This is a genomic window from Rhizobium sp. BT-226, from assembly GCF_025847085.2.
Taxonomy (GTDB): domain Bacteria; phylum Pseudomonadota; class Alphaproteobacteria; order Rhizobiales; family Rhizobiaceae; genus Rhizobium; species Rhizobium sophorae.
On the sequence record NZ_JAOYTI010000001.1, the window covers coordinates 1245437 to 1257104 of the forward strand.

The 11668-nt window shown below is 61.8% G+C and carries 11 protein-coding genes and 2 pseudogenes; 8 read left to right on the forward strand and 5 right to left on the reverse strand.

The genetic code is table 11. The features are described from left to right. Positions 1-11: 11 nt before the first annotated feature. The 4 genes from OIU37_RS06390 to OIU37_RS06405 all read right to left on the reverse strand — a co-directional run bounded on the left by OIU37_RS06390 (position 12) and on the right by OIU37_RS06405 (position 4744). Positions 12-1067: an ABC transporter ATP-binding protein gene (locus OIU37_RS06390; RefSeq protein ID WP_264256531.1), complete on the reverse strand. Its 1056-nt coding sequence runs from the start codon at positions 1065-1067 to the stop codon at positions 12-14. Then, positions 1055-2749: an iron ABC transporter permease gene (locus tag OIU37_RS06395; RefSeq protein ID WP_264256533.1), complete on the reverse strand. Its 1695-nt coding sequence runs from the start codon at positions 2747-2749 to the stop codon at positions 1055-1057. Before OIU37_RS06395 ends, OIU37_RS06390 begins: the two co-directional genes overlap by 13 nt. A gap of 7 nt (positions 2750-2756) precedes the next feature. Further along, positions 2757-3734 (reverse strand): ABC transporter substrate-binding protein, encoded by a 978-nt coding sequence (locus OIU37_RS06400; RefSeq protein ID WP_240602885.1) that lies wholly within the window; start codon positions 3732-3734, stop codon positions 2757-2759. A gap of 242 nt (positions 3735-3976) precedes the next feature. Continuing rightward, positions 3977-4744 carry an alpha/beta fold hydrolase gene (locus OIU37_RS06405; RefSeq protein ID WP_182209457.1) on the reverse strand — a complete coding sequence of 256 codons (768 nt, stop codon included), beginning with the start codon at positions 4742-4744 and terminating at the stop codon, positions 3977-3979. A gap of 231 nt (positions 4745-4975) precedes the next feature. Here OIU37_RS06405 and OIU37_RS06410 point away from each other — a divergent pair, with 231 nt between their 5' ends. From OIU37_RS06410 to OIU37_RS06420, 3 genes are all read left to right on the forward strand, one after another. Beyond that, positions 4976-5446: a MarR family winged helix-turn-helix transcriptional regulator gene (locus tag OIU37_RS06410; protein WP_180694637.1), complete on the forward strand. Its 471-nt coding sequence runs from the start codon at positions 4976-4978 to the stop codon at positions 5444-5446. Positions 5447-5663: 217 nt separating this feature from the next. Then, the gene (locus OIU37_RS06415; protein WP_264256536.1) at positions 5664-6722 is read left to right on the forward strand and encodes an aldo/keto reductase; all 1059 of its coding nucleotides are present in this window, start codon (positions 5664-5666) and stop codon (positions 6720-6722) included. A gap of 202 nt (positions 6723-6924) precedes the next feature. Continuing rightward, on the forward strand, positions 6925-7968 hold the full coding sequence (locus OIU37_RS06420; RefSeq protein WP_264256538.1) for a DUF2278 family protein: 1044 nt from the start codon (positions 6925-6927) through the stop codon (positions 7966-7968). 40 nt (positions 7969-8008) lie between these two features. Here OIU37_RS06420 and OIU37_RS06425 read toward each other — a convergent pair whose 3' ends face one another. After that, complete coding sequence (locus OIU37_RS06425) at positions 8009-9229, reverse strand: PLP-dependent aminotransferase family protein (protein WP_264256539.1); 1221 nt, start codon at positions 9227-9229, stop codon at positions 8009-8011. A gap of 268 nt (positions 9230-9497) precedes the next feature. Between OIU37_RS06425 and OIU37_RS06430 the strand changes: the two genes are divergently transcribed. The 5 genes and pseudogenes from OIU37_RS06430 to OIU37_RS06450 form a co-directional block, all read left to right on the forward strand. Then, positions 9498-10598, forward strand: coding sequence for a branched-chain amino acid aminotransferase (locus tag OIU37_RS06430; RefSeq protein WP_264256541.1), 1101 nt, complete (start codon positions 9498-9500; stop codon positions 10596-10598). Between the two features lie 106 nt (positions 10599-10704). Further along, positions 10705-10833, forward strand: a pseudogene (locus tag OIU37_RS06435) (PIN domain-containing protein); the annotation flags it as partial. Between the two features lie 123 nt (positions 10834-10956). Continuing rightward, positions 10957-11208: a type II toxin-antitoxin system ParD family antitoxin gene (locus OIU37_RS06440; RefSeq protein ID WP_264257455.1), complete on the forward strand. Its 252-nt coding sequence runs from the start codon at positions 10957-10959 to the stop codon at positions 11206-11208. Next, positions 11192-11527, forward strand: a complete 336-nt coding sequence (locus OIU37_RS06445; protein WP_011652706.1) for a type II toxin-antitoxin system RelE/ParE family toxin — start codon at positions 11192-11194, stop codon at positions 11525-11527. Before OIU37_RS06440 ends, OIU37_RS06445 begins: the two co-directional genes overlap by 17 nt. Continuing rightward, positions 11517-11615: pseudogene (locus OIU37_RS06450) on the forward strand (SAM-dependent methyltransferase); the annotation flags it as partial. The gene OIU37_RS06445 and the pseudogene OIU37_RS06450, both read left to right, overlap by 11 nt. Positions 11616-11668: the final 53 nt, after the last annotated feature.

Sequence of the window (11668 nt, forward strand, 5' to 3'; positions counted from 1 at the left end):
GGCGCGGTGTCTCAAAGCCGCCACGCCGCGCGCACCGATAGCCTGAGGCTGTCACCCGTCCGGACGGGAAAGCGGGAATAGGCCCGCAGCACCTGACTGCCGGCGAGGATAAGCTTCAGCGCATAACGCTCGCCCTCGAAGAGAACGGACTCGACCGTCGCCGCGATCCCAGCGCCGGCAGCAATATTCTCGCAAGAGACGATGACATCCTCCGGCCGAACGAGGACATCCATCCGGTCGTCGTCGGCAGTACTAACGGCGGCACCGGCAAACATCGGCTCCAGCGCCTGCCAGTCAAAGGCCCTGTTGTCACCAGCAGCACGCGGCAGCGTCACGATCGTACCCCGCCCGATCAGCCCGCCGACGATGCGCCCCTCCGGCCGCGCGTAGATCTCGGCCGGCGGCGCCACCTGCAGCAGCCGCCCTTCCGACATGACGGCGACGTCGGTCGCGAGCGCCATCGCCTCGCTCTGGTCGTGGGTGACATAGATCATCGTCGCGCCCGAGCGCTGGTGGAACTCGCGAAAAGTCTCCTCCATTTCCTGTTTCAGGTGCCGGTCGAGATTGGCAAGGGGCTCGTCAAGCAGCACCACGTCAGGCGATGTCACCAGGCAGCGGGCAAGCGCCACGCGCTGGCGCTGGCCGCCGGAGAGATCGGCCGGGCGTCGTTCGGCGTAGTCGGCGAGCCGGACGGTGCCGAGCGCGTCGCGCACCTTCGCCCGGTAGGCGTCGCCCGAGATACCGCGCACTTTGAGAGGATAGCCGACATTGTCGGCAACACTCATATGCGGCCACAGCGCGTAGGACTGAAAGACCATCGCCATGTTGCGCTTTTCCGGCGGCAGCGACTGCGCGGCATCGGCAAGCAATCTCTCGCCGAGATGGATCGAGCCGTCGCTCGGCGTCTCGAAACCGGCGATCATCCGCAGCACTGTCGTCTTGCCGCAACCGGAAGGCCCGAGCAACGCCAGGAAGCCGCCCTCGCGCACGTCGAGCGAAAAACCGCTGACGGCCGCGCGCCCGGTGCCGAAATCCTTGCCGAGCTGGTTGAGGATCAGCCTCGCCATGGGACCACTCCTTTCGGCAGTCGTTTGGCCAGAAGTTCGAGCAGCAGCATCAGCACGACGACCATGAGCACGACGAGCACCGAGAGCGCCGAAGCAAGGTCCGAGCTGCCGCTGTCATCGAGATTGTAGATGGCGACGCCGAGCGTCTGGGTGCCGGCCGACCAGAGCAGCGCCGAGATCGTCAGCTCGTTGCAGGCGATCAGGAAGACGAGGATGACGGAGGCGCCGGCGGCCGGCGCAATCAGCGGCACGATGATATCGGCAAGCCGGCGGAAGAAGCCGGCGCCGGAAAGCCGTGCGGCCTCTTCCAGAGCCGGATCGAGCTGGTGGAATGCGCTGACCACGGGTTTCAGGCTGACGGCGAAGAAGGAGGAGAAATAGGCGATCAGGATGATCCAGATCGTGCCGTAGAGCGAGACGTGCAGGAACGGGATCGGTGCTGCGAACACCAGGATGAAGCAAACCGCCATGACGATGCCGGGCAGCGAATAGGGTATCTCGATCAGGCTGGAGACGATGCGGGAAGCCGCATCCTTGCGCCGCGTCAGCGTGTAGGCTGCGAGCACCGTTATAACGAGGAGGCAAAGCGCAGTCGCGCCGGCGAGCGACAGCGAATTGATAAAGGCGGTGCGCGTCACCGCCTGCCGGAACAGGATCTCCTCAAAGGCATGCAGCGACATCGTCTTGAAAGTGAGCGGCACGCCATAGGCCGGCACCAGCGCGCCGGCGACAAGCGCGAAGAAAGGTGCGGCCAGCATGAAGAACAGAATCGCCCAGACGAGCGATGTGAAAGCAAGGCGCCAGGCGCCGAGCTCGAAGGCCGCACTCACCCCAGATAACCCGATGACGCGGTAGTCGCGGCCGCGCAGCGCCCGGTCCTGGATCATCAGCCCGACGACCGAGATGATGGCGATGATCGCCGAGAGCACGGCGACATCACCGAAGGTGCGGCTGGTGAAAGCGGAAAACTTGGTGAAGATCAGCGTCGGCAGCGTGAAGATCGAGGCCGGAATGCCGAGAATGGCCGGAATGCCGAAATTGCCGGTGCAGGAGACGAAGGAGATCGCCGCACCAGCGATGATGCCGGGCAGCGACAGCGGCAGGATGATGTCGCGGAATACCCGCAAGCTGAAGGCGCCGGAAAGCCGTGCTGCCTCTACGCCGTCGCGCGGCAGCGTCATCAGCCCGGCTCTAAGCGCCAGATAGACCAGCGGCGCATGCTGGACGCCATAAAGCAGCGCGATGCCGCCCACCGAATAGAGCGGCTGCGGCGAGCCGAGTGGCGGGGCGATGTGCAGCGCCTTCAACAGCGGGCTGGAGGGGCCGGACATCTGCACCCAGGCCAGCGCCGTTACCTGCGGCGGGATCATCATCGGCAGCACGAAGAAGAAGCTCAGCGGCCCCTTGGCGCGAATATCGGTCAGCGTCAGCAGGAAGGCGAAGAGGCAGCCGATAGCGAGCGAGATAATCGTGCCCAGAATGGCGGTGACGATCGTGTAATAGGTCGCCGACCACAGCGACCTCTCGCTCAAAACCGTGATCACGCCGCCATCGGCGAAGGCCGCTATTCCGACCATGGCGAGGCGGGCGAGCGGCAGCACGCTGAGGATCAGGACGATGATGACGACAAAAGGAAACAGCCAGGCGGGCTGGCTGTTTCCGGTTTTGATGTATCCGTGCATGAAAGGATCAGTTCGAGCCGTAGATGCCCGAGAAGGTCTTGAGATCCTGGTCGGTATTCTTCAATGCTTCGGCCGCCTTGATCGGCAGGACCTTGATGGTGTCGCGCGCCGGAAAGCCTTCCGGCAGCTTCATGCCGTTGCGGGCCGGGATGTAGCCGAGCTTCAGGAAGCCTTCCTGGCCCTTTTCGGAGAGCACGTAATCGACGAACTTCTTGGCGGCATCGGCATTTTTGCTGCTGGCGAGGATGCCGACCGGCTCGGTGACGGCGGACACGCCTTCGCTCGGGAAGACGAATTCGACGGGAGCGCCCTTGGCCTTCTCGCGGATCGGCAGGTAGTCGACGACCACGCCGTAGGCCTTTTCGCCTGAGGCGACCGACTTCAGCACGGCGCCGTTGCCGCCGGCGGCGATCGCGCCGTTAGCCTGCAGCGACTTGTAGAAATCCCAGCCAAGGCCGGGAACAGCGGCAAGCGTCTGGGCGTGGATGAGGGCCGCACCCGAGGCAAGCGGGCTCGGCATGGTGACGAGGCCCTTGGCTTCCGGCTTGGTCAGGTCCTTCCAGCTCGTCGGCTTCATCGCCGCCGAGGTGTTGTACATGATGCCCGTGGTAATCAGCTTGGTCGAGTAATAGTAGCCGTCGGCGTCGTAAAGGGTGGCGTCGTACCCTGCGGCCTCCGGCGACTTGTAGGCGAGCAGCTTGCCCTCTTCCTTGAGGCGCTCCAGCGTCACCACGTCGGCGATGAGGAGAAGGTCGGCGACCGGGTTGCCGGCCTGGATCTCGGCCTGCAGCTTGGCGATGATCTTCGGCGTGCCGTCACGCACCCAGTCGACCTTGATATCGGGATTGGCGGCCATGAAGCCATCGACCGTCGCCTGCGCGTCTTCGTTCGGCTGGCTGGTATAGAGAACCAGGTTTGCAGCAAAAGCCGGAATGGCAAAGAGGCTCGCGGCGAGAAGGGCTGCGGCGGAAACGATCGTTTTCATGGGGAGGGGTCCTCGGAATTGCGTCACCCTCCCTTATTAGGGATCGTTGACAGAGATGTGACAGGGCGCGTCGGTTAGTCCAAGCCCTGCACCACTGCTTTGTCATCGAGCAGTCGTAACCACTCCAGGGCTGCTGTGTCGGCATCGAATGGAACGGGCTGAGCCCGGCTTTAACGACGGCGGCATTTTCAAGCCGAATGATCAGGCTCACAGCATCCGGGCCACGCCCCTCGGATCGAATATTACTTTGCAGCCTCTTCGATCAGTTCCGCCACCTTCTCGGGATGCGACACCATCACGACGTGGGAAGCGCCATCGACCACCACGGTCCGCTTGGAGCCTGCCCGCTCGGCCATGAAGCCAAGGGCTGCGGCCGGGATGTTCTTGTCGCCGGTGCCGTAGACAAACCACGACGGCAACCTCTTCCAGGCGGGCTCGCCGGATTTTTCGGTCAGGGCAGCCTCGGTGACCGGACGTTGGGCAGCCGCCATCAGGGCCGCCTGCTCGGCCGGCACGTCGCTGGCGAACTGATCATGGAACTTCGCCTGGTCGATATAGAGATCGACACCGCCGGTGCTGAGCTTTACCGGGGCCGCCAGCGCTCCGCTCAGCGTGCCGCCCGGAAACTTGCCGGCAAGATCGGCAACCGATTCCCCTGCATCAGGGGCGAAGGCCGCGACATAGACCAGCGACCTGACGTTGTCGTGGCCGTTGGCCGCGGTCGAAATGACCTGGCCGCCATAGGAGTGACCGACAAGGACCACAGGGCCGGCAATGCTGCCGACCACGTCGGAGACATAGCCAGCGTCGTTGGAAACGCTGCGCAGCGGATTAGCGGCTGCCACGACAGAAAAGCCATCCTTGCGCAGGATTTCGACGACGCCGTTCCAGCTAGATGAATCGGCAAAAGCGCCATGGACGAGGACCACGGTCGGCTTGGCCGGCTGGGCAACGGCAGCACCGGAAAGAAGAGCGCCCGCCAGGGCGACAGCGGCAGCAAACTTGAACATTTGTCATTTCCTTTCGTCGGTTGAGTTTCAAAGGAGCCGAATTGGGAGCCACAAGGGACTTCACCTGCTTGCGCATCTGTTGACGCAGCAAACCTCTGCAGTTTTCCGTGTTTGGTATATAATTTGTCCGCGATTTCTTTGTACACAATCTAACTAGGCCGTCTCGGCTGCCGAGTCAATAGCTTGCAAACAGATCGCGCACAAATTATATTGGGGTGAAAGGAGAGCGTCATGAAAGACATCACATCAAATGATCTCGCTGACGTGCCCAAGATCGATGAAATGCTTTGCTTTTCGATCTATTCGGCAAGCCACGCCTTTAACCAGCTTTACCGTCCCCTGCTCGACGAGCTGGAACTCACCTATCCGCAATTCCTTGTCATGACCGCCTTGTGGGCGCGGGACGACCGCACGGTGAAGGATCTCGGCGAGACGCTTTTTCTGGACTCCAGCACCCTCACTCCGTTGCTGAAGCGGCTGGAAAATGTCGGCCTCGTCACCCGCAACCGAAATCCCGCCGATGAGCGCCAGGTGCTCTTGCGCCTGACGGAGAAGGGACTGGCCCTCAAGAGCCGTGCCTCCCATGTGTTCGACTGCATCGGCAAGGCTGTCGGTCTCGACGCCGAGGCTGTCAGCAAGATTCGAAACACAATCGCTTCGCTTCGTGACAATATTCACAAGAAGGACAAGCAGGAGAGCTAACGTGGCCTCCAGGCGTCGACTGCCAGGACGATTTCCGTCGACAAGCCGATGACATATTGTACGATCTGCCGCTCGGCTCGTGATCGGCCATAGCCGCCGCATGGCCGGAAGATGCCGGCGCTCAGAATCTTGCTAAGTCTCACGCAGCCGTGAACGCGCCGCCATTGCCATCTCTGAGCGTTGAGGTACGTCAGCCTCGTTTAAAGGAGGAGTTTCAATGGAATATCGTCTGCTTGGCCGTTCCGGCCTGAAGATTTCGACATTGACCATGGGCACGATGACCTTCGGCGGCGTCGGTTGGGCGAAGATGGTCGGCGATCTCGGCATCACCGAGGCGAAAAAAATGATCGATATGTGCATCGATGCCGGCATCAACCTGATTGACACCGCCAATGCCTATTCATCAGGCGAATGCGAAAACATCATCGGTGACGTGCTCTCCGGCAAGCGGCCGCAAGGCGTGTTGCTCGCCACCAAGGCCCGCTTAAGTATGGGCGACGGCCCGAACGACCAGGGTCTGTCGCGCTACCACCTGATCCGCGAATGCGAGGCGAGCCTCAAGCGCCTGAAGACCGATGTCATCGACCTTTACCAAGTACATGAATGGGACGGCCAGACGCCGCTGGAAGAGACGATGGAAGCCCTCGACACCCTGATCAGGCAGGGCAAGGTGCGTTATGTCGGCTGCTCGAATTATTCCGGCTGGCACATCATGAAGGCGCTTGGCATCGCCAACGAGCACAGGTACCAGCGCTTTGTCAGCCAGCAGATCCACTATACGCTGGAAGCCCGCGACGCCGAATATGAACTGCTGCCGATCTCGATCGACCAGGGTCTCGGCGTGCTGGTCTGGAGCCCGCTCGCCGGCGGTCTGCTCTCCGGCAAGCATCGCCGCAACCAGGCAGCGCCCGAAGGTACGCGCCAGTTCGCCGGCTGGACCGAACCGCCGATCCGCGACGAGAACCGCCTCTGGAATATCGTCGAGACGCTGGTCGCGATCGGTGAGGAACGCGGCGTCTCGGCCGCACAGGTGGCGCTCGCCTGGCTGATCGGCCGCAAGGCGGTGACCTCGGTCATCATCGGCGGTCGCACCGAAGCCCAGTTCCGCGACAACATCGCCGCCGCCGAGCTGAAACTCACGGGCGAGGAGCGTAAGCGCCTCGACGCGGTCAGCCTGCCGCCGGTGATCTATCCCTATTGGCACCAGTTGAACACGGTTAGCGACAGGCTTGGTGAAGCCGATCTCGAGCTTTTCGGTCCGCATCTGCAGCAATAGGCGATAGCGGATCAAGCATTGCACGGCGAAAGACAAAGCATGTCGCGCAAAAGTGTGCAGCGGTTTTGCGACCACGACATGCTCAAATCAAAGACCTAAAGTGTGGCAGGCGAATCTGAAAGATCGCGCCATACTTTAGCCGTCACAAAAGATGCACTTTCGCCGTGTTACCGTCAGATCCCGCCACCCCGCGAGGTTCTCCATGCTGAAGAATTACAAGGTCCTGAAGGGCACGGCGAGCGCACTCGCCCTCGACGACGACAACGATCCCCATATCGAGATCCGCATCGAGGCGGACGGCGTCAGCTACCGGATCGCGCTGAATGTCCGCTCGAAGATGTCGCCGCACGATCTGCTCTATGCCAACATCGTCGATTTCAAGCATCCGGCACTGACGGACGCGCTCGAAGCCCTGCCGATGGGCCTGACCGACATCCGCAAGGACCGTCCGGAGCTTGCGATCGACTACGTCCGCGGCGGGCTGATCGAGCGCGAGGACATGAATGTCGCGCCCTTCCAGCTCTCCGGCCCGAAGAACGATCTCAGGGAATTCATCGAGCCGATCGTCGAGGAAGGCATTGCCGATTCCGACATCCATTTCTATGCCTTCGGCGAGGCCTGGGGCCCCGAGCACAATAAGCCCGACCAATATTTCGATTTCGAGCCGGGCAACGGCATCCACGACATCCACATGAACCAGGGCGATGGCGGCAGCTTCAAGGCCACCAACGGGCCGAACCAGGACGGCGCGCTGCTCGTCCATTTCAACGATACCGACGAATGGGCGGCGATCTTCCTCTGCTTTCAGTCGCAGAACTGGAATACCGATGCAGCGACCGGCCATCCGGTTTCCGACAGCCGTGGCGGCCAGGGCCGCGGCGAAGGCACACGCCGGCCGCAGCCGATCGTCGCCTCGTCGCTGCGCATCGTCGCCGCGCTGATCAACCCGGTCAACGGCGAAGGCGGCACCGAGGCCGAAACGGTAACGATCATCAACCGCTCCGACATGGAGGCATCGCTCGAAGGCTGGAAGCTGGAGGACGAAAACGGCAGGACCCAGACGCTGTCGGGATCGCTGAGCGCAGGCGAGCTGCGCACCATAGCGCTCGATGCCGCAGCCGGCGGCCCGCAGCTTGCCAACCGGGGCGGTGACATCATTCTGCGCAATACCGACGGCGCCGTTGCTGATCGGGTCGGCTACGGCAAGAGCGAGACGGCGAACGAAGGCTGGACGACAATCTTCTGATCGGCGCCCTGCCCTTGATCCGTCAGCCGGGCGGCTGGAGTCAGCCGCCGATTTCGGCCGAGATCAGCGCGCTCAGGCGGCCGATGCCATCCTCTATCATCTGCTCGTTGGCGCAGGAGAAGCTGACGCGGAAGGTGTTGGCGCCGGAACCATCGGCGAAAAACGCCTTGCCGGGCACGAAGGCGACCTTGGCGGTTTCGAGCGATTTCGCCAGCAGCTTGGCGCCGTCCATGCCCTCCGGCAGCGTGATCCAGATGAACATGCCGCCCTCCGGCTTCGTCCAGCTGGTGCCTTCAGGCATGTATTTGTCGAGGGCGGCCAGCATGCAGTCGCGACGCTTGATGTAGGCAGCCTTGATCTTGGCGACCTGCGCGTCGAAGCCGCGCTCGGCGACATCTGATATCGCCATCTGGTTGATCGTCGAAGAATGCAGGTCGGCCGCCTGCTTCATCAGCACCAGCTTGCGGATGACGGACGCATTGGCGACGATGAAGCCGACGCGAAGGCCGGGCGCCAGCGTCTTCGAGAAGCTGCCGCAATAGATCGTGCGCGTATCGTTGATATGGCCCTTCTCGGCGATTTCGAGCGCCAGGATCGGCGGAATCGGCTCGCCGTCGTAACGCAGCGACTGGTAGGCCGCATCCTCGATGACGGCGATGTCGAGATCTTCGGCGAGCGCCAGCACCTTGTTGCGGCCGTCAAGATCGACGGTCTCGCCGGTCGGGTTGGAAAAGTCTGCGGAGAGATAGGCGAACTTCACCTTGCCGCCGGCAGCGGAAGCGGACGCGCGGTAGGACTCGGGCGTCCGGTTGCCGTTCGGCGTCAGCTGGTCGTAGGCCGGTTCATAGGCGTTGAAGGCCTGCAGCGCGCCAAGATAGGTCGGCCACGTCACGAGCGCGGTATCACCAGGCGACAGAAAGAGCTTGCCGAGATAATCGAGGCCCTGCTGCGAGCCGGACACGATGAAAACATTGTCGAGGTCACAGGGGATGCCGAGAGTCGCCATCTGCCCGACCAGCCATTCGCGCAGCGGTTTGTAGCCCTCGCTGACCGAATATTGCAGCGCCGCGTTGACAGCGGCGCCGTCGAAGATATCGGCATAGGCCTGCTTGAATTCCTGATCGGGAAAGAGCGCCGGATCCGGAATGCCGCCGGCGAAAGAGATAATGTCGGGCCGGTCGAGAAGCTTCAAGAGTTCGCGAATCTCGGATGCGCGCATGCGCGACGAGCGCGACGCAAACATGGTGTCCCAGTTCAGCATGGGGTTTCCTCGTATTTTCTATACCGTCGACAAACCATGCGGCGGAAATTATGTCAATAATGCTGACCTATTTTCTTGTCATGATGACAAGTGTAGACGCCATCCCATATCGAAGACGCTCGATCCCGAATTTGCTGCTCGACGTCAGCCACTCCAAGCGATTATTCCTCTGATCGATGCCGAAACCGGCTGATTCAGACCTTTCCAAGACCGGTCCGGCGGCAGTAGTGTCGCCGCCACTATTCAATTTACTATCAAGGTGCCAGCAATGACCGCGACGACGACCGTTCCTGAAATCAAAATCGAATTGCACAAGTCTCCCGTCTCCGACGCCGACCGCATCCAAGCGCTGGAGACGCCCGGCTTCGGCAAGGTCTTCACCGATCATATGGTCCTGGCACGATGGACTGCCGACAAGGGCTGGCACGATGCGAAGGTTACGCCGAGGCGTCCTCTGGAGCTCGATCCTGCGAGCGCTGTGCTGCACTACGCTCAGGAAATCTTCGAAGGCATGAAAGCCTACAAGGCAGACGATGGCCGGATTTTGCTCTTTCGGCCAGAAGAGAACGCCCGCCGCTTCGCGCAGTCGGCGACCCGCATGGCTATGCCTCCTGTGCCCGAAGAACTCTTCCTGAAGGCGGTCGAAGAGCTGGTCCGCGTTGACAAGGCCTGGATTCCATCCGGCGACGCCAGCCTCTACCTGCGCCCCTTCATGTTCGCCAACGAAGCATTCCTGGGCGTTCGTCCGGCTCAGGAATATGTCTTCTGCATCATCGCCTCTCCGGTCGGCGCCTACTTCAAAGGCGGTGCGAAGGCGGTCTCCCTATGGGTCGAGACCGAATACACCCGTGCCGCCGCCGGCGGCACCGGTGCTGCAAAATGCGGCGGAAACTACGCAGCCAGCCTCGTGGCGCAAGCGGAAGCCGCGAAGAAGGATTGCGATCAAGTCGTCTTCCTGGACGCAGCAGAGCATCGCTGGGTCGAGGAACTCGGCGGCATGAACGTCTTCTTCGTGATGAATGATGGATCGGTGGTGACCCCGCCTCTTGGCGGCACGATCCTGCCGGGCATCACCCGGGCCTCGGTGATCGTGCTCGCTGGAGAAAAGGGCTTGCGCGTCGAGCAGCGTCCCTACTCCTTCGCGGAATGGCAGGCCGACGCTGCCAGCGGCAAGCTCGTCGAAGCCTTCGCTTGCGGCACTGCTGCGGTCCTGGCGGGCATCGGCCTGGTTCGACATGCCGGCGGCGAGTTTCTGGTCGGAGACGGACAGACCGGCAAATTGACCAGCGAACTGCGCCAGCAGCTCGTCAGCCTGCAGAAAGGCGTAACGAACGATGAGCGCGGCTGGACGCGCCTTGTCCCGGCCTGAACTCCAGACGTTTCACGCAACGGCGGCGTCAACACCGACATGGTGGGGGGCGCCGCTCTTCGCATCGCCCGCAAAGCCGCCGGACTGGCGATCTATTGCCCTCGTCGCGGCAGCCCATAAACGCGCCACCACCGACGCGATCATTTCTGCGACCGCGGAACGCCATGCTGCCGATATCCTGACCTGCGACGCCCATTTCAAGGATCTCGAACGCGTCATCCATATCGATAAAAAGACTGATCCGCATGTGACCCAAGCCCTCGACGGCGCGGCACAACGCTTCTATCACAAACTGGGAAATGATAATCTGGCATCTGGAATGGCTGAAAACCGGCATATGCAGGCGGCACCGAATCCAATGGCGAAAATGACGATCTCGCTTCCGGATCATCTGGCGGAATACGTCGAAAACCGTGTCGCAAGCGGCAGATACAGCAGTGCCGGCGCATTCCTGGCGGAGCTTATTCTGAAGGATCAGCTCCATCATAAACTTGACGACGAGGAACTGCGCAACATTCTGAGACAGGCTGAGGAAAGCGGCCCGAGCGAGCGACGCATTCCCGACATCCTGTCGGAAACGAAGGCAAAGCTGCGTGACAACCACCTATAGGCTGACCCGAACCGCGTACTCCGTGCTATCAGGCATCGACGAATATGCTTGCCTCAATTTCGGCGAGGCGCAGGCAGACGCCTATCTTCTCGACTGGGACAGGATTTTCGTGCTTCTTTCGCATGCTCCCTCCATGGGAGAAGAGTGCGACGAACTCGGCGCTGGCCTCCGCCGCCTCCTCCACATGCGCCACGTCGCCTTCTACCGGGTGACATCGGAAGGGATTGTCGTCATTGACATCATCGACGCCGACCGGCTTCCTGAAAGACATCTTCAATCCAACCGACGCCCGCGATCGGCCGAACAGCATGCCTCTTGACTGCACCTCCGCCTTCTATGAGACAAACGCCAAGCGGGCACGCAGCCTGCCGAAGCAGCAGCTCGATGCCTTCCTCGCCGGGCTTGCATAGGCGCGCGCAATGCAGTCGACTGTGAACTAAGGGAGGGACTCCAATTTCGG